The sequence below is a fragment of the Streptomyces sp. NPDC043854 genome, assembly GCF_056436005.1.
Genome location: NZ_JBWKDK010000011.1, coordinates 47,319 through 65,025, shown reverse-complemented (window position 1 = coordinate 65,025; position 17,707 = coordinate 47,319). Strand labels below are relative to the sequence as shown.

The window sequence follows — 17,707 nt, the reverse complement described above, 5'->3', positions numbered from 1 at the left end:
TCAGCAGGCGCCCAGGTCCTTCCAGACGCCCCACTCGCCGGTGGTTCCGGGTTCCTCGTTCTGCGTCCACCACTGGGCCTTCCAGTTGCGGCCCTTGTGGGAGACGACCGTCCCGCCGGTGTGGACGCCGCCCGCGACGTACGCCGGGTTGGTGCACGTGCCGCCCGGCGGCGGACTGGTCGGCGGCGGGCTGGTCGGGGGCTGGCTGGTCGGGGGCTGGCTGGTGGGCGGCTGGCCGGTCGAGGGCTGCGAACCGCCGCCCGGCTCGCCGACCGCGGTGCCGCGGGCCAGGTCGCCGGCCAGGGCGTAGGTCGTGCCGGAGACGTTCACCGTCCAGTTGGAGGGGGTGGACACGGGCAGGTAGTAGTTGAACGCCAGGTCGACGGAGCCGCCCGGGGCCAGCGACTGCCAGGCCGGCAGCTTCAGCGAGACCCGGTGGAAGTCGCCCTTCAGCCCGCCCACGTTGTGGCCGGTGTGGCCGCTGCTGATCACCTTCGTGCCGAAGCCGGACTGGTCGGAGGCGTTGTCCGGGGCCGAGGTCGAGTAGTCGAACTGGAACTCGGTGCCGCCGGGCAGCGCGCTCTTCGTGTTGTTGGTGATCTTGATCTTCGGGGTGATCGGGTAGTTCGAGTCACCGAGCTTGAAGTCGGTGAACTCCACCTTCACGTCGACCGCCCGGCCCGGCAGCGCGGTGGCGCCGGCCTTCTTCGCCCCGTACGGGGTCGCGGCCCTGAACTTGTCGTACATCAGCGACGTGAGCGTGGAGCCCGTCTCGTACTGGCCCTTGGCCGCGTTCCAGGCGTAGTCGCCCGCCAGTTCCCACACCATGGTGCCGCCGATGCCCCGGTCGACCACGTAGTCGGCCTTGGCGGCGACCGACTGCTCGTCCTCCGTGGACAGGAAGACCTTCTTCTGCGCGTTCCACAGCCACGGCGCGACCAGCGTCGCGTCGTACTTGCGGACGTAGGTGCCGGTCAGCGTGGTGTCCGCCGGGAAGCCGTACCGGCCGACGTAGTCGCCGACGATCCCCTTCTCCAGGTTCTTGGCGTGCCACATGGGGTTCGAGCCCGCCGGGGACTCGTTGCCGCCTGCGTCCTTGTCGTGCCACAGGTTGTCGATGCCGACCGCGCCGTCACCGCACTTGGCCAGGCCGGAGCCGGCCGGGCAACTGGTGGCGGCCGCCTTGCCCCACAGGCCGTCGGTGCCGCCCTGCACGTTCTTGTGGCCGCGGGTGTAGTACGGCAGGCCGATGTTGATCCGGCCGGCCGGCATGGAGCCGCGGAAGTAGTGGTACGCCCAGTCGGTGTTGAGGTAGCCGATGCCGCCGTACTGCTGGGAGCCGTAGACCCCGGCGGCGGCGAGCTCGCCGTCCTTGCCGTCGTCGAAGAGGGAGGCGTTCGGGCCGACGTACTCGTTCCAGGCGCCGTGCAGGTCGTAGGACATGATGTTGACGTAGTCCAGGTACTTCTGCATCTGGTACGTCTCCATGCCGCGCAGCAGGTAGCCCGAGGACGGGGCGGCCACGGTCAGCAGGTAGTGCCTGCCGTCGGCGGCGCCGGCCCGGTCCAGCTTCTCGCGGAGGGTCTTCATCAGGGCGTCGTAGCCCTTGACCAGACCGGCCCGGCGGGGGTTCGCCAGCGACCAGTCCAGCGGGTTGCCCGCGTCCTTCATCGACGTCGGGTACTCGTAGTCGATGTCGACGCCGTTGAAGCCGTACTTCTTGACGAAGGCGACGGCGGAGTCGGCGAAGGTGTTGATGCCCGCCTGGTTGACGGAGCCGTCCGGGTTGGTGGCCATCGAGTAGAAGCCGCCGGAGTTCACCCGGGTGCCGTTGCCGTCGAAGTAGCCGCCGGTCTCGGCCCAGCCGCCCACCGAGATCAGCGTCTTCACGTCCGGGTGCTGCTTCTTGTACTTGGTCAGCAGGTTGAAGTGGCCCTGGTAGGGGAGGGCCGGGTCCATCTCGGCCCCGGCCACGCCCGGCCAGGTCATGCCGGTGGCGGCGTTGTCCGGGCCGTCCGCGCCGACCGAGATCCTGTTGTCGCCGCCGATGTGCGCGAAGGCGTAGTTGATGTGGGTGATCTTGTCCCACGGGATGTTGCTCGCGAGGTAGGCGGGCTGGCCGTTCTTGCCGGTGCGCCAGCCGGTGAAGTAACCGATCACGCGCCGCTGGTGGTCGGCGCCCATCTTCTCGCGTCCCTCGGTGTCGTAGACCGAGCAGTACGGGACGTCGACGCCGGGGGTCCGGTGGAGGCCGTCGGGCCGGCAGGCCTCGTTGTCGGCCGCGTGTGAGACGCCCGCCGAGAGCCCGCCCGCCAGCAGTCCGGCGATCGCCGCGCCGGCTGCCAGGAGCAGCGCTCTCGTACGTGTGGGGGACAGCATGGTGCCTCCTGGGGAAGGGAGGAGTGCAGGACACAACAGGCAGGGAAGTGGTGCGTGTTGGCCCGCGACGTGCGCACATCTGACGGGCTGTCTCCCGGGGAGGGTGAAGGGAACGTTAAGAGGACTAGACCAACGCGTCAATAGGTCTGGACCAATCCCGGGGGTACTTGACAGAGTCGGGCCGAACCGCCCGCCTGTGACTCAGGCCACAGCATTTCTCCTGCATGGCCCACGATCGCCCGTGGCAGACTGGCAGGAGTACCAGTACAAGCAGCGCACTCCGGGGTCGGTGTAATTCCGAACCGGCGGTATAGTCCGCGACCCGTCCGCAGCCAGCGGCCGGTTGACCAGGTGAAATTCCTGGACCGACGGTTAAAGTCCGGATGGGAGGCAGTGCGCGGCGGGCAGTCACACCGGTACGCCGCCGTCGGCGGTCCCCGTGCGTGTCCCCCCGGGACACGTGCCGAGCGGACCGTTTCTCCGGCCTCGGCGTCCCCGCGTGCCTGTACCGCTCATCTGTCGTAGCCCGGCAGACCCCGGAGTCCGTGCCCGATGAGGCAGGAGGACCCGGTGGCACCCCACGCCGCGCACGCACCGCACGACGCGGACACAGACGCCCGCGCCATGCGCCGCGCCGTCGAACTCGCGGCCCGCGGCCTCGGCTCCACCAGCCCCAACCCGGTCGTCGGCTGCGTCATCACCGACGCCTCCGGCACCGTCGTCGGCGAGGGCTGGCACCAGCGCGCCGGCGGCCCGCACGCCGAGGTCCACGCCCTGCGCGCGGCGGGCACCGCCGCCCGCGGTGCCACCGCCTACGTCACCCTCGAACCCTGCAACCACACCGGCCGCACCGGACCCTGCGCCCGGGCCCTGATCGAGGCCGGCGTCAGCCGCGTCGTCTACGCCGTCCCCGACCCGAACCCGCAGGCCAGCGGCGGCGCCGCCACGCTGCGCGCCGCCGGGATCCCCGCCGAGGGCGGGCTCCTCCGGGCCGAGGCCGAGGCCGGCAACACCGCCTGGCTGACCTCCGCACGCCTCGGCCGGCCCCACGTGACCTGGAAGTACGCCGCCACCCTTGACGGCCGCAGCGCCGCCGCCGACGGCACCAGCCGCTGGATCACCTGCCCGGAGTCCCGCGCCGACGTGCACCGCCTGCGCGCCGAGTCCGACGCCGTCCTCGTCGGCGCCGGCACCCTGCGCGCCGACGACCCGCACCTCGCCGTCCGCGGCGTCGACGGCGCCACCCAGCCGCTGCGCGTCGCCCTCGACACCCGCGCCACCCTCCTGCCGACCGCCCGCATCCTCGACGACGCGGCCCCCACCCTGCTCGTCGTCGGCGAGGACGCCGACACCCGGCACCTGCCCGGCACCGACGTGCTCCGGCTGCCCCTGCACGACGGCCGCATCGGCATCCACGACCTGCTCGCCGAGCTGTACGCCCGCGGCGTCCGCGCCCTGTTCCTCGAAGGCGGCCCCACCCTGGCCGGCGCCTTCCTCGAAGCCGGCGCCGTCGACCGCGTCGTCGGCTACATCGCCCCGGCCCTCCTCGGCGCCGGCCCCGCCGCCCTCGCCGGCGGCGGCATCACCACCATCGCCCGCGCAGTCCGCCTCGAGATCACCGAGGCCGTCCGCACCGGCACCGACCTGCGCATCACCGCCGTCCCCACCATCGCCGTCCCCACCACCGCCCCCAAGGAGCACTGAGTGTTCACCGGAATCGTCGAAGAACTGGGCGAGGTCACCGCCGTCGAGCAGCTCTCGGAGGCCTCCCGCTTCCGCCTGCGCGGCCCCCTCGTCACCGACGGCGCCAAGCACGGCGACTCCATCGCCGTCAACGGGGTCTGCCTGACCGTCGTGGACACCGCCGAGGGCGAGTTCACCGCCGACGTCATGCAGGAGACCCTCAACCGCTCCAGCCTCGGCGCCCTCCGAGCCGGCTCCCGCGTCAACCTGGAGCGCCCCATGGCCCTCGGCGGACGCCTCGGCGGGCACCTGGTCCAGGGCCACGTGGACGGCACCGGCACCATCATCTCCCGCACCCCCTCCGAGCACTGGGAGATCGTCAAGGTCTCCCTCCCGGAGAACCTCGCACGGTACGTCGTGGAGAAGGGCTCCATCACCGTCGACGGAGTCAGCCTCACCGTGGTCGAGGCCGCCGCCGACCACTTCACCATCAGCCTCATCCCCACCACCCTCGCGCTGACCACGCTCGGCATCAAGCAGCCCGGCGACCCGGTCAACCTGGAGGTCGACGTCCTCGCCAAGTACGTCGAGCGCCTGCTCGCCGCCGGCGTGAACCCCCTCGCCGCGAGCGCCGACGAAGCCGAGGAGACGCACCGGTGACCGCCCTGAGCTGGCTCAACGCCGAGGCCTTCACCGTCTTCGGCCAGAAGGTCATCTGGTCCGACATGATCGGCAACCTGATGGGCCTCGCCGCCCTCGCCCTCGGCTGGCGCCGCTCCATCTGGACCTGGCCCGCCCAACTGCTGTCCGGCCTCATCCTCGTCGCCGCCTACGCCTCCGCGCACCTCGCCGGCGGCATCGGCAAGCAGCTCCTCGTCATCGGCGTCGCCGCCTGGGGCTGGCGCGCCTGGCACCTCGGCAAGCGGCAGGCCCAGGACGGCACCCTCGCCGTGCGCACCGGAACCTGGGCCGAGCGCGGACTGCTCCTGGCCGGAGCGGCCCTCGGCACCCTCGCCGTCGGCGGCCTGTTCACCCTCTACCCGAACCTGTCGTGGAGCCCGTGGGCCGACGCCTACATCTTCGTCGGCACGGTCGTCGCGATGGTCGCCCAGGCCCGCGGCCTCGTGGAGTTCTGGTTCGCCTGGCTCCTCGTCGACCTCGTCGGCGTCCCCCTCGCCTTCACCGGCGGGCTGGCGTTCTCCGGCCTCGTCTACGTCGTCTACTTCGCGCTCGTCCTGTGGGGCGCCCACGACTGGTACCAGCGCTCGCGCACCACCACCGCCCCGGCCCTGGAAGGAGCAACGGCATGACCACCCATCTGCCCGTCCCCGACTTCGACGCCCTCCTCGAGGAGTCCTTCCGGCTCGACCCGGTCGAGCAGGCCATCCGCGACATCGCGGCCGGCCGGCCGGTGGTCGTCGTCGACGACGAGGACCGCGAGAACGAGGGCGACCTCGTCGTCGCCGCCGAGAAGATCACCCCCGAGATCGTCGCGTTCATGATGAGCGAGTGCCGCGGGCTGATCTGCGCCCCCATGGAGGGCCCCGAACTCGACCGGCTCGAACTGCCCCAGATGGTGCAGCACAACACCGAGTCGATGAAGACCGCCTTCACCGTCTCCGTCGACGCGACCGCCGCCCACGGCGTCACCACCGGCATCTCCGCCGCCGACCGCGCCACCACCCTGCGCCTGCTCGCCGACGGCGCCTGCGAGCCCTCCGACTTCGTCCGCCCCGGCCACATCTTCCCGCTGCGCGCCAAGCCCGGCGGCGTCCTCGTCCGCAACGGCCACACCGAGGCCGCCGTCGACCTCGCCCGCCTCGCGGGCCTGCGCCCCGTCGGCGCGATCGTCGAGATCGCCGGCGAGGACGGCGTCATGCTCCGCCTGCCCGAGCTGATCCCCTTCGCCCGCAAGCACGGCCTGTCGATCATCTCCATCGCGGACCTGATCGACTACCTCCGCTCCGCCGAGCCGACCGTGCGCCGCGAGGCCGAGGTCAGCCTGCCGACCTCCTTCGGCGACTTCACCGCGTACGGCTACCGCTCCACCGTCGACGGCGTCGAGCACGTCGCCCTCGTCCACGGCGAGGTCGGCGACGGCGAGGACGTCCTCGTCCGGGTCCACTCCGAATGCCTGACCGGCGACATCTTCCACTCCCTGCGCTGCGACTGCGGCCCCCAGCTGCACGCCTCCATGGCCCGCATCAAGGAGGAGGGCCGCGGTGTCGTCGTCTACCTCCGCGGCCACGAGGGACGCGGCATCGGACTGGTGTCCAAGCTGCGTGCATACGAGCTCCAGGAGCGCGGCCGTGACACCCTCGACGCCAACCTGGAACTCGGCCTCCCGGCCGACGCCCGCGACTACGCCGCCGGCGCGCAGGTCCTCGCCGACCTCGGCGTGAAGAGCGTCCGGCTGCTGACCAACAACCCCGACAAGTCCGCGGCCCTCGTCCGGCACGGCATCGCCGTCAACGACCGGGAGCCGATGCCCGTCGAGGCGGGCGAGCACAATCTGCGGTACCTGCGCACCAAGCGGGACCGCATGGGCCACGACCTGCCCTGGCTGGGCGAGACCGTGCCGGCCGCCTGCGGCAACCAGTAGGACGACACCCGTACACCCGTACACCCGTTACACCCGGACCACGCACCATCACCCACGAAACACGAACCACCGAGGAGCACAGCAGTGAGCGGCAAGGGCGCACCCGAACTGAGCGTGAGGAACTGCGGAGACCTGCGGATCGCCGTCATCGCGGCGCAGTGGCACGAGAAGGTCATGGACGGTCTCGTCGACGGCGCCCTGCGCGCCCTGCACGAGCTGGGCATCGACGAGCCCACCGTGCTCCGCGTCCCCGGCAGCTTCGAGCTCCCGGTCGTGGCAAAGGTACTCGCCGGTCGCGGTTACGATGCCATCGTCGCCCTCGGAGTGGTCATCCGCGGCGGCACCCCGCACTTCGACTACGTCTGCCAGGGCGTCACCCAGGGCCTGGTACAGGTGTCGATCGACACCGGAGTCCCCGTCGGCTTCGGCGTCCTGACCTGCGACAACGAGGAACAGGCGCTGGACCGCGCCGGCCTCGAGGGGTCGAACGAGGACAAGGGGCACGAAGCGGTCATCGCCGCCGTCTCCACCGCAGCAACCCTGCGGTCCGTCAGCGAACCCTGGCGCTGAGTCACGGCGGACAACCCCGTATTCTGAGGACCATCATGGCGAACGAACCCCTCAAGACCTTCGAAGAGCTCTTCACCGAGCTCCAGGCCAAGGCCGCTGCCGGCGATCCCGGCACCTCCCGCACCGCCGAACTGGTCGCCAAGGGCGTCCACGCCATCGGCAAGAAGGTCGTCGAGGAGGCCGCAGAGGTCTGGATGGCCGCAGAGTACGAGGGCAAGGAAGCCGCCGCCGAGGAGATTTCCCAGCTGCTGTACCACGTCCAGGTGATGATGGTGGCGCGCGGGATCTCCCTCGACGAGGTCTACAAGCACCTCTAGACCCACCCACAGCACACACACCCATCGCATCTCGCACTGAAGGAAGCCTCATGCTGCGCATCGCCGTCCCCAACAAGGGCTCACTCTCCGGAGCGGCGTCGGCGATGCTCCATGAGGCCGGATACCGCCAGCGCAAGGAGTCCAAGGAGCTCGTGGTCGTCGACCTCGAGAACGAGGTGGAGTTCTTCTACCTCCGCCCCAAGGACATCGCGATCTACGTCGCCTCCGGCCGGCTCGACGTGGGCATCACCGGCCGCGACCTGCTGCTCGACTCGGGCGCCAACGCCGAGGAGATCCTTCCCCTCGGCTTCGGCAGGTCCACCTTCCGCTACGCCACCAAGCCCGGCACCGCGAAGGGCCCCGAGGACTTCCACGGCATGACGATCGCCACCTCCTACGAGGGCATCGTCGCCAAGCACCTCGCCGACCAGGGCATCGACGCCTCCGTCGTGCACTTGGACGGCGCGGTCGAGACCGCCATCCAGCTCGGCGTCGCCGAGATCATCGCGGACGTCGTCGAGACCGGCACCAGCCTGCGCAACGCCGGCCTCGAGGTCATCGGCGAGCCGATCCTGAAGTCCGAGGCCATCGTCATCCGGCAGGGCGGCGCCGACACGGACAACCCGCAGGTGCAGCAGTTCCTGCGGCGCCTCCAGGGCGTCCTCGTCGCCCGCAGCTACGTGATGATGGACTACGACATCCGCGCCGAGCACCTGGAGCGCGCCGTCGCCCTCACCCCGGGCCTGGAGTCCCCGACGGTCTCCCCGCTGCACAACGAGGGCTGGGTCGCCGTCCGCGCGATGGTCCCCGCCAGGGACGCCCAGCGGATCATGGACGACCTGTACGAGCTCGGCGCCCGCGCGATCCTCACCACCTCGATCCACGCCTGCCGCCTGTGACGCGTACGCAGACCCGTACGCCCACCCGTACGCCGTCGCCCGACCCGTACGCCCCCTGAAGAAGGCACCTCCAGCACCATGGCCGAGTCCGCCGCCCAGCCCGCACTGCCCGACCTGCCGGTCACCTTCCGGCCGACCCGCACCCGGGTCGTCCTGCTGAGCGTCGGGCTCGCCATGTTCGCGACGATCACCGCGATCGCCCTCCTGCTGGAGAGCCTCAGCGGCGGGGAGCGCATCAGCTTCATCTTCACCGCCGCCCTGATGGCCTCCGTCCTCGTCCTGCTCAGCCGCCCCAAGGTGGTCGCGGACGAGACGGGCGTCACCGTGGTCAACCTCACCACCACCCGGCGCCTGGAGTGGGCGCAGATCCTGCGCGTCAACCTCCGCCCGGGTGACCCCTGGGTGTTCCTGGACCTCAGCGACGGCACCAGCCTGCCCGCCCTGGGCATCCAGCCCGGCGTGGCCAAGCGGCAGGCCATCGGCGACGCCCGCGCCCTGCGCGCCCTCGCCGAAGCCCGTGGAACCGGGCGCCACGACCACTGAGACGGCCGCCGCCGACAAGCGGACCGCTGCGTCCCATTGCGGCGGCGATCTCAATGACTACCCTGGTGGCGGGCGCAGCCGTGCGCCCTCCCACCGGCCCCGGGACCCCGAGGCCCGCGGGCACCTGCAACTCGAGGAGTGACTCCCTCCGGCAATGGACGGACCGTCCGGTAGTACCCGCGCCGCCCTCCCCGCGGAGGCGGCCGCATGACCATCCCGCTACTCCTGCTCCTTGCGGCCTTCGCCCTGATCCTCGCCAACGGCTTCTTCGTGGCGGCCGAGTTCGGCCTCGTCACGGTGGAGCGGCCCGAGGCCGAACGCGCCGCAGCCGACGGGGACCGCCGTGCCCGAACGGTGGTCACGGCCCTGAGGGAGCTGTCGTTCCAGCTCTCCGGCACCCAGCTCGGCATCACCATCACCTCCCTCGTGGTCGGCATGCTCGCCGAACCGGCGCTCGCCGCACTGCTGGCCCGGCCGCTCGCGGCGACCGGCCTGCCCTCCGGGGCCGTCCCCGGCGTCGCCGTGGGCATCGGCATGCTGCTCGCCTCGGCCGTCCAGATGGTCGTCGGCGAGCTCGTCCCGAAGAACTGGGCGGTCTCCCGGCCGCTCCAGGTGGCACGCTTCGTGGCCGGCCCGCAGACACTGTTCTCCCGCACCTTCCGGCCGGTCATCGCCGGCCTCAACGCCGTCGCCAACCGCCTCGTACGGGCCCTCGGCGTCGAACCGGCCGAGGAGATCGCCTCCGCCCGCACCCCCGGCGAACTGGTCTCCCTGGTCCGCCACTCGGCGCAGGCCGGCGCCCTCGAACAGGACACCGCCGACCTCTTCGTACGGACCCTCTCGCTGGGCGAGCTCACGGCCCAGCACGTGATGACCCCCCGGGTGAAGGTCAGCGCCCTCCAGCACACGGCCACCGCCGCCGACGTGCTCAACCTCACCCGCGCCACCGGCCTGTCCCGCTTCCCGGTGTACCGCGAACGCATCGACGAGGTCACCGGCGTCGTCCACCTCAAGGACGCCCTCGCCGTGCCCGAAGCCGAACGCGCCCGCACCACCGTGGGCCGGATCTGCGTCCCCCCGCTGCTGGTGCCCGGCTCCCTGCCGGTGCAGCCGCTGCTGGAGCGGCTGCGCAGCGAACAGCCGATGGCCGTGGTCGTCGACGAGTACGGCGGCACCGCCGGCGTGGTCACCCTGGAGGACATCGTGGAAGAGCTCGTGGGCGAGGTCCGCGACGAGCACGACTTCGCCGAGGACGGCGGACCCGAACTCGCCGCCGTACCCGCCGAGGACGGCCGGCCCTCCTGGGAGGCCGACGGCAGCTGCCGCGTGCACACCCTGCGCCGCATAGGCCTCGAGGTGCCCGACGGCCCGTACGAGACCGTCGCCGGCCTCGTCGCCGACCTCCTCGGCCGCATCCCCGCCCCCGGGGACCGCGCCGAACTCCCCGGCTGGAAGCTCTCCGTCCGCCAGGTCGGCCGCTACCGCGCCGAACGGGTCCGCCTGGTGCGCACCGCGCCCAGTCCGGCCGTTCCGGCCGAACTCGAGGCGGCGGGCCGGTGAACGCGCTCCAACTCCTGTTCGCCCTGCTCCTGGTCCTCGCCAACGGCTTCTTCGTCGGCGCCGAGTTCGCCCTCGTCTCCGTACGCCGCAGCCAGATCGAGCCCCTCGCAGCCGAGTCCAAACGGGCCCGCCAGGTCCTCCACGGCCTGGAGAACCTGCCGCGGATGATGGCCGCCGCCCAGTTCGGCATCACGCTGTGCTCGCTCACCCTCGGCGCCGTCGCCGAACCCACCGTGGCCCGGCTGCTGGAGCCCGTCTTCCACGCCGCCCACATCCCGCAGGGCCTGATCCACCCCCTCGGATACGCCGTCGCGCTCTCCGCCGTGGTCTTCCTGCACCTGGTCATCGGCGAGATGGTCCCCAAGAACCTCGCGATGGCCGCCCCCGAGCGGACCGCCCTGTGGTTCAGCCCCGGCCTGGTCGCCTTCGCCCGCCTGTGCGGGCCGATCACGACCGCCCTCGGGGCCTGCGCCGCCGTCGTCCTCCGGCTCTTCAAGGTCGAGCCGAAGGACGAGGTGGAAGCCGTCTACACCAGCGCCCAGCTCGGCCGGCTCGTCGAGGACTCCCGGCAGGCCGGGCTCCTCGAACCGAGGGAGCAGGAGCGCCTGGAGGACGCCCTGGAACTGGGCAGCCGCCCGGTCACCGACGTCCTGCTCGCCCGCGACCGGCTGGTCACGGTCGGCCCCGGGGCGACGCCCCGGCAGATCGAGCAGCTGACCGTCCGCACCGGCTACTCCCGCTTCCCCGTCCGCTCCGAAGGCGGCGCCTTCATGGGCTACGTGCACGTGAAGGACGTCCTCGAGCTGGAGGAGCGGGAGCGGGCGGTGCCGCAGCGGGTGTGGCGGCGGATGCCGACGCTGTCGTCGACGCTCCCGCTGGACGACGCCCTCAGCGTCATGCGGCACGACGCCACCCACCTGGCCCAGGTCGCGGAGCCGACCGGCCGGATCCTCGGCCTCGTCGCCCTGGAGGACGTCCTGGAGATGCTGGTCGGCGAGGTCCGCGACCCCGCCCACCGCATCCCGGCCCGCCGCCCCCGCCCCCGCCAGGAACGCGCCCTGACCGCCTGACCCGACCTGTGCGGGGCTGCCCCGGCTGTATGTATCCGGCCCCGCCGGCGTTTGAGGCGCGGGGTCCGGGGGCTCCGCCCCCGGTTCCGGGAAGGGGCGGGGGTGGGGAACGGCTCCGCGCAGCGGCCCCGGCGCCCCGGCGCCACGGCGGCGGCAGGTGCGGCAGCTACAGCGGCGGGGGCGGGGCCTCCGGGCGGTCGCGGTCCTGGGGGCCGCGGCCCGAGAGGACCTCCCCGTACGCCTGCATGAGGTCCGGCAGCCGCAGTGTCGCCAGATCCTCCCGCGACGGCTCGCCGGGAAACCCGGCCAGCCGCAGATCCCGGTACGCGCAGCTCTTCTCGTACAGCGTGCGCAGGAACCGCCCGTTCCCCAGCTCGTCGATCCAGGCCTGTTCCACCACGTGCGCGCTGATGCTCCGCAGTTCGTCCAGCGCCTCCTCGTCCCAGCAGTCGCCGTTCGCCTCGGCCAGCACCTCCCCGATGGCGGTCAGTTCCGGCGGCCGGTAGCTGGGGAAGTCCACCCGGGTGGTGAACCGCGAGGACAGGCCGGGGTTGGTGGACAGCAGCCGGTCCATTCCGGCGGGGTAGCCGGCCAGGATGACCACCAGGTGGTCCCGATTGTCCTCGGCCCGTTTCAGCAGGACCTGCAGCGCTTCGTCCCCGTACGCGTCGCCTTTGCTGTAGCCCGAGTTGGACAGGCTGTAGGCCTCGTCCACGAACAGCACCCCGCCGATCGCCGAGTCGATCAGCTCGTTGGCCTTGACCGCGGTCTGCCCGAGGAACTCGCCCACCAGGTCTGCCCGCTGGGCCTCGACCAGGTGGTCGCCGCCCAGCAGCCCGAGCGCGTAGAACACCCGGCCGAGGATCCGGGCCACGGTCGTCTTGCCCGTGCCGGAGGGGCCGGAGAACACGAAGTGCCGTTTCGGGGGCTGCACGGGCAGCCCCTGGCCGGCCCGCAGCCGCGCCATGTGCAGTTGCGCCGACAGCGCCTTGACCTGCCGCTTCACCGGTTCCAGGCCGACCATCCGCTCCAGCTCCGCGAGCGCCTCGGCCAGCAGCTCCGGATCGGCCGGCCCGGCCGGCAGCCCTCCCGGCACGCCCTGCGCGGGGAGCGACACCTTGCGCCGTACGCCCTCGCCCCGGCCCGGGGCCGGCCCGCCGAACGGCGGTCCCGGCGGGTCGGGGACGGCGAGCGGGTCCGGCGGTTCCGGCTGCCCGTCGGCGGCGACGCCCAGGTCCTGGACCGGGCCGCCGCCCAGGGTCACCGCCGCGAAGCCGCCGGCCTGCGTCACGCCGTGGCCGCCGTACGCCTCCCAGCTGCCCGTTCCGGCGTACCCGGCGTACCCGTCGCAGTCCTCGCTGTCTTCGATGGCCGTCAGCCGCGCCGCGGTGTCCATGAACGCGGGGTCCACCCGGTGCACCGCCCGGTACAGCGGGAGCGCCGCGGCGCTGCGCCCGGTTCCCTCGTGGGCCCGGGCCAGCCAGTACCGCAGTTCCTTGCGCTGCGGCTGCTCGCTGCGGCAGCGCATCAGCGCGGCCGAGAGCATCGGCTCGGCCTGCCCGTACATCTCCAGCCGGACGCGGGCCATCCCGCCGAAAAGGCCGGCTTCGATGCCGAGCAGCGGATCGTCGACCAGCGGTTCGGTGTGCCGGACCAACTGCTCCCAGTCCTTGACCAGATAGGCCCGGCAGGCGTGCAGGAAGCGGACCTGCGGATCGGTGTCCACGGGCGGCAGCGCAGCCAGCGCCTGGTCCAGTTCGGGCACGTGGCGGCCGTCCAGCCAGTGGGAGGCGTGGGCCAGCAGCAGGTCCCGCCTGCTCTCCAGCACCGGCTGGACCCACCAGCCCAGCCAGTACCAGGAGTTCAGGGTCCGCCGGTGCCTGGCCCGCTGTTCGCCGAAGCGGTCGCGGTGGGTGTACATGCGCAATAACGCGGTCGTGGTGTCCACGCGCAGTGCGTGCAGGCCGAGCCAGGCATCGGCCATTGTGGGATCGAGCCGGACGGCCGCCCGGAACTCCTCCTCGGCCTGCGGGTAGGCGCCCATGGTGCAGGCGTCCACCCCGCGCAGCCAGGCGAGTTCGGCCGGGGCGTGCACACTGCCCGGCGTCCCGAAATCCATCACGTCCCCCACAAGCCTGCCCCCGTGGTGCCCGGCAACCCCCGCTTCGCTTCAGCGAGTTGTCCGCCGTGCCGATGAAATCAGGGCTGCATCGTACCTGCGGCGACGCACCTTACGTAGGGTGCGGCGGGTACGGGTCCTGAGCGTCCCGGCCGGGCCCGATGTGACTCAGGGTGAAGATCCCGGGGAGTCCGCGCGCGGCGGCGGGGGCGTGGAACGCGGCCGGGACAGAACGAAGCCCCCGATCACGGGGGAACAATCGGGGGCTTCGCGTCCGCTGCGGCCTGGAAAGACCACGCATTCAGAACGTAAGGCCGGTGTGGGGCCCAGGTCAAGCAGGCCGGTGAACGCCTGCGCAAGCGGTTTTCCAGCGGGGCTCAGGCCCGGGGGAGTCCGTCACCTTCAGTGACGGAAGCCGTCCTTCCGACGGTCACTCCCGCCCCGGAAGACCACTCGTATCCCGTACCACTCTGGCGCACCAGCGTGTCCGCGAAGGGGCGCGAAGGATCATCCGAGAAGTGTGCGCGCTCCGCGCGCTCCCATCCGTCCCAGAAATCGGAGAGCTCGTGCCCGTCCCGGTGCCGCCCCCGCCCCCAGGACTCGACGCGCGGGGTCTCCATCCACAGCAGCCGGGCCAGGTGCGGCCGCAGCGCGCGCCGGCCGGCCCCCACGCCCTCGACGAGCAGCACCGGTGCCGGCTCCAGCACCCGCTCGGGACCGAAGCGCCGCGCCACCCAGTCGTACGGGGCCCAGTGGGCCGGGCGCCCGGCGGCGAGCGGCTCCAGCACCTGCGCGCGCAGCCGGTCCGGCCAGGCGAAGAGCTCCTCGTGGGTGGCCACGTCGTCCAGATGCAGTACGGGCGCCCCGCCCAGGGCCGCGGCGAGCCGCCCGGCGAAGGTGCTCTTCCCGGACCCGGCGTGCCCGTCGATCCCGATCAGCCGTACGGGGCCGAGGGACGGGGGCAGGGCGCTGATCTCGCGCGCGAGCGGCGCGAGCGGCTGGTGTGACTCCACCCGGCCAGCGTACGGCCGGACCCGCCGCACACGGGTTCACCCCGACACGGGCCCCGGGCGTCGGCGCCGGGCCGCCGGGAACTGGAAGGGTGGAGGAGCCGATCCGCCTCACCGACCCACTGGGGGATTCCGCGATGACCGCACCCACACCACGCAGGGCCGTCCTGGCCATCGCCCTCGCGGCCGCCGCCGCGGCCACCGTGCCCGGCGGCAGGGCCTCGGCGGCCGCCGGGAGCCCGCGCGGCACGGCGCAGCCGACCGCCGGGGCCGGGGCCGCCGACGCCGCGGGGGCCGCCGGCGAGGCCGCGGCGGGCTCCGGGGCCGAGGCGCGGGCCGATGCCCGGGCGGATGCCGGGGACGCCGGCCCCACCGTGGACAACCGGTTCTGGTTCTCCCTCGGCCACTGGCAGGCCGGCACCCACCAGGGCACCGCCGCCCTGGCCGGCGCCCGCCCCGGCCTGCGGATCGCGGCCCCGGCCGGCCGCACCGAGTACGCCGACCCGCACACGGGGAGGAAGGCCACCTGGGAGTACGCCGTGTGGACCTCGCCGCTGCACCGCTCGGCCGTCCCCGGAACCGAGGTCATCGCCTCCTGGAACGCCGCCACCCCCGCCGGCACCTGGATCCGGGCCGATCTCCGCGCCACCTACGGCGACGGCTCCGCGAGCCCCTGGTACGTCATGGCCTGCTGGGCCTCCGGCGACGCGGACATCCGCCGGACCTCCGTCGACGGGCAGACCGACGGCCGGTCCACCGTGTGGACCGACACCCTCGCCGTCGACGCCCCGGCCCGGGCGGCCGGACTGCGGATCGCGGCCTCGCAGCTGCGCCTCACCCTGCACCGCAAGCCGGGCGCCGCGGAGGGACCCACGGTGTGGCTGGCCGGGGCCATGACCTCGGACGTCCCGGAGCGCTTCACCGTGGCCGCCTCCACCCCCTCCGGGCGGGCCCACGAGCTGAAGGTGCCGCGCTACTCGCAGGAGGTGCACGCCGGCCGGTACCCCGAGTACGACAACGGCGGGGAGGCCTGGTGCAGCCCGACCTCCTCCCAGATGGTCATCGAGTACTGGGGCCGCGCGCCCTCCGCGAAGGACCTGGAGTGGGTGGACCGCGGCTACAGCGACCCGCAGGTCTGCCACGCGGCCCGCGCCACGTATGACAGCGCCTACCGGGGATGCGGGAACTGGCCCTTCAACGCCGCCTACGCCGCCACCTACGACGGGCTCGCCGGTGTCGTCACCCGGCTCCGCTCCCTCGCCGATCTGGAGACGCTGATCCGCTCCGGCATCCCCGTGATCACCTCGCAGTCCTTCCGCGCCGAGGAGCTCACCGGGGCGGGCTACGGCACCGCCGGCCACCTGATGACGGTCGTGGGCTTCACCGAGGCCGGCGACATCGTCGCCAACGACCCGAACTCGCGGGACAACGCCGCCGTGCGCCGGGTGTACGAGCGCCGCGAGTGGGAGAACATCTGGCTGCGCACCCAGCGCCACAACGCCGCGGGCAAGGTCGTCTCCGGCTCGGGAGGGGTCTGCTACCTCTACGCCCCGGCGCGCCCGTCCCCCGCCCAGATCCTGGCCCTCAAGGCGGTCGGGGTGCTCTGAGAGCGACCCCCGAGAGGGCTGCCGCTCCCCGTTGACCTGGAGAAAGGACAAGCGCAACATAAAGACATAAAGGGCACATAAGTCTTCTACAGGAGGCGGCCCGCCATGACCACCCACAGCATCGAACACCACCCCGACCTCGCCGAGATGCGCTCGCGGTTCGAGCGGGTCACCATCACGCCGGCAGCCCAGGCCGTGGAGGCGCTGGCCCTCGTCACGGGCCTGTACCTGGCGGCATCGCCGTGGATCGCGGGATTCAGCGGTCTCACCTCGCTGGCGGTGAACAACCTGATAGCCGGCCTCGCCTACTGCCTGTGCATGAGCGGGCTCGGCTCGGCCTACGAACGCACCCACGCCATGGCGTGGACGGCGGTCGCGATCGGAGCCTGGACGATCCTGGCCCCGTGGGCCATCTCCGGCAACGTCGACACGACCCGCACCGTGGTCAGCAACGTCATCGCGGGCGGCGTCGCCCTGCTGCTGGCGCTGGCCATGGCAGGCATGGCGGGCCGCAACCGCGCCTGAGCCGTCCGGCCCCGGCGCCGGACGCCCCGGCGCCGGGCAGCCGACACGGCACACCGGGCGCACCGGCACACCGGGCCCCGGCCGTCCGACGGCCGGGGCCCGGCGACGTGAGGCAGGACAGGGCGCGGGACATGAGATGCGACCAGCTGCCGTGCGACGTGCCGGACGTGTGACATGACGTGCGGCGCGATGCGCGACGTGACGCGCGCCACCAGTGACCCTCGTCTCTACCGCGAAAGCCGCGAACGCTGGCACATTGGACGGCATGACCGCACACAGCGCCGCCCCCACCGCCCCCGTCCGGACCCGGGTCCGCGCCGGAGGCCCGAAGGACGACTCCTCCTGGCTGGAGCACGTGCTCGGCTGGACCCTCGTGGTGGTCGTCGCCATGTTCGTCACCCAGCTCGGCTGGCTCTGACCGACCCGGGCCCCCGCAGGGCCTGCGGAGCCCCGCACCCGCCCCGGACCGCCGCGCGTGATGCCGGCCCTGGAAGGCCGAACTCCCGCCCGCCGCACGGCTGCTGTCCGCCGCGCCCCCGTCACGCGCCCCCCGTCACGCGCCCCGCACGGACGGGCGCCCCGGGCGGCCCGTACCGCCCGGGATCGGTCGCCCTTCCCGGCCTGTCGGACAGGAGGGGCCCGTCACCCCGCCCCGGCGTCGCCGGCGGCTGCCGCGGGTTCGTCCCGGAGTGTCCGCAACCGCCCGCTACCTGCGATTTCTCCGGTGATCTTGCCCCGGTGACGGGAAGCCCCTGATCGGGCATACTCATGCCGCCGCAGCCACTGAACTGCCCCTTCCGCGATCCGGGAGGGCAGTATCGGC

16 protein-coding genes and 1 riboswitch are annotated in these 17,707 nt (G+C 72.6%); of the genes, 13 read left to right on the top strand and 3 right to left on the bottom strand.

The genetic code is table 11. The features are described from left to right. A complete protein-coding gene (locus AC068A_RS13065) occupies window positions 1–2,379 on the bottom strand; it encodes a chitinase C-terminal domain-containing protein (protein WP_478584320.1) in 2,379 nt (792 codons plus the stop codon). A gap of 271 nt (window positions 2,380–2,650) precedes the next feature. Then, window positions 2,651–2,780: riboswitch (FMN riboswitch) on the top strand. 151 nt (window positions 2,781–2,931) lie between these two features. Between AC068A_RS13065 and ribD the strand changes: the two genes are divergently transcribed. The 10 genes from ribD to AC068A_RS13015 all read left to right on the top strand — a co-directional run bounded on the left by ribD (window position 2,932) and on the right by AC068A_RS13015 (window position 11,623). Further along, window positions 2,932–4,083, top strand: a complete 1,152-nt coding sequence (gene ribD, locus AC068A_RS13060; RefSeq protein WP_478584318.1) for a bifunctional diaminohydroxyphosphoribosylaminopyrimidine deaminase/5-amino-6-(5-phosphoribosylamino)uracil reductase RibD — start codon at window positions 2,932–2,934, stop codon at window positions 4,081–4,083. Beyond that, window positions 4,084–4,722, top strand: a complete 639-nt coding sequence (locus AC068A_RS13055; protein WP_478584316.1) for a riboflavin synthase — start codon at window positions 4,084–4,086, stop codon at window positions 4,720–4,722. After that, window positions 4,719–5,372 (top strand): nicotinamide mononucleotide transporter family protein, encoded by a 654-nt coding sequence (locus tag AC068A_RS13050; RefSeq protein ID WP_478584314.1) that lies wholly within the window; start codon window positions 4,719–4,721, stop codon window positions 5,370–5,372. Before AC068A_RS13055 ends, AC068A_RS13050 begins: the two co-directional genes overlap by 4 nt. After that, on the top strand, window positions 5,369–6,664 hold the full coding sequence (locus AC068A_RS13045) for a bifunctional 3,4-dihydroxy-2-butanone-4-phosphate synthase/GTP cyclohydrolase II (RefSeq protein WP_478584313.1): 1,296 nt from the start codon (window positions 5,369–5,371) through the stop codon (window positions 6,662–6,664). Before AC068A_RS13050 ends, AC068A_RS13045 begins: the two co-directional genes overlap by 4 nt. A gap of 84 nt (window positions 6,665–6,748) precedes the next feature. After that, complete coding sequence (ribH, locus tag AC068A_RS13040) at window positions 6,749–7,234, top strand: 6,7-dimethyl-8-ribityllumazine synthase (RefSeq protein WP_478584311.1); 486 nt, start codon at window positions 6,749–6,751, stop codon at window positions 7,232–7,234. A 35-nt stretch (window positions 7,235–7,269) separates the two neighbouring features. After that, entirely contained in the window at window positions 7,270–7,551 is a 282-nt protein-coding gene (locus AC068A_RS13035) for a phosphoribosyl-ATP diphosphatase (RefSeq protein WP_478584309.1), read from the top strand. A 50-nt stretch (window positions 7,552–7,601) separates the two neighbouring features. After that, window positions 7,602–8,450 carry an ATP phosphoribosyltransferase gene (gene hisG / locus AC068A_RS13030; RefSeq protein WP_478584307.1) on the top strand — a complete coding sequence of 283 codons (849 nt, stop codon included), beginning with the start codon at window positions 7,602–7,604 and terminating at the stop codon, window positions 8,448–8,450. 78 nt (window positions 8,451–8,528) lie between these two features. Then, window positions 8,529–8,993: a PH domain-containing protein gene (locus AC068A_RS13025; RefSeq protein ID WP_478584305.1), complete on the top strand. Its 465-nt coding sequence runs from the start codon at window positions 8,529–8,531 to the stop codon at window positions 8,991–8,993. Window positions 8,994–9,200: 207 nt separating this feature from the next. Then, window positions 9,201–10,553 (top strand): hemolysin family protein, encoded by a 1,353-nt coding sequence (locus AC068A_RS13020; RefSeq protein ID WP_478584303.1) that lies wholly within the window; start codon window positions 9,201–9,203, stop codon window positions 10,551–10,553. Further along, on the top strand, window positions 10,550–11,623 hold the full coding sequence (locus AC068A_RS13015) for a hemolysin family protein (RefSeq protein ID WP_478584302.1): 1,074 nt from the start codon (window positions 10,550–10,552) through the stop codon (window positions 11,621–11,623). Before AC068A_RS13020 ends, AC068A_RS13015 begins: the two co-directional genes overlap by 4 nt. A gap of 166 nt (window positions 11,624–11,789) precedes the next feature. Here the strand turns inward: AC068A_RS13015 and AC068A_RS13010 are convergent, their stop codons facing one another. Together AC068A_RS13010 and AC068A_RS13005 are read right to left on the bottom strand one after the other, a co-directional pair. Next, window positions 11,790–13,742 (bottom strand): AAA family ATPase, encoded by a 1,953-nt coding sequence (locus AC068A_RS13010; RefSeq protein WP_478584300.1) that lies wholly within the window; start codon window positions 13,740–13,742, stop codon window positions 11,790–11,792. 377 nt (window positions 13,743–14,119) lie between these two features. Further along, complete coding sequence (locus AC068A_RS13005) at window positions 14,120–14,755, bottom strand: uridine kinase family protein (protein ID WP_478584298.1); 636 nt, start codon at window positions 14,753–14,755, stop codon at window positions 14,120–14,122. Window positions 14,756–14,889: 134 nt separating this feature from the next. Between AC068A_RS13005 and AC068A_RS13000 the strand changes: the two genes are divergently transcribed. The 3 genes from AC068A_RS13000 to AC068A_RS12990 all read left to right on the top strand — a co-directional run bounded on the left by AC068A_RS13000 (window position 14,890) and on the right by AC068A_RS12990 (window position 17,302). Beyond that, complete coding sequence (locus AC068A_RS13000; protein WP_478584296.1) at window positions 14,890–16,359, top strand: peptidase C39 family protein; 1,470 nt, start codon at window positions 14,890–14,892, stop codon at window positions 16,357–16,359. A gap of 105 nt (window positions 16,360–16,464) precedes the next feature. Then, on the top strand, window positions 16,465–16,884 hold the full coding sequence (locus AC068A_RS12995) for an SPW repeat protein (protein WP_478584294.1): 420 nt from the start codon (window positions 16,465–16,467) through the stop codon (window positions 16,882–16,884). 265 nt (window positions 16,885–17,149) lie between these two features. Beyond that, the gene (locus AC068A_RS12990) at window positions 17,150–17,302 is read left to right on the top strand and encodes an SCO1431 family membrane protein (protein ID WP_478584292.1); all 153 of its coding nucleotides are present in this window, start codon (window positions 17,150–17,152) and stop codon (window positions 17,300–17,302) included. Window positions 17,303–17,707 lie beyond the last annotated feature (405 nt).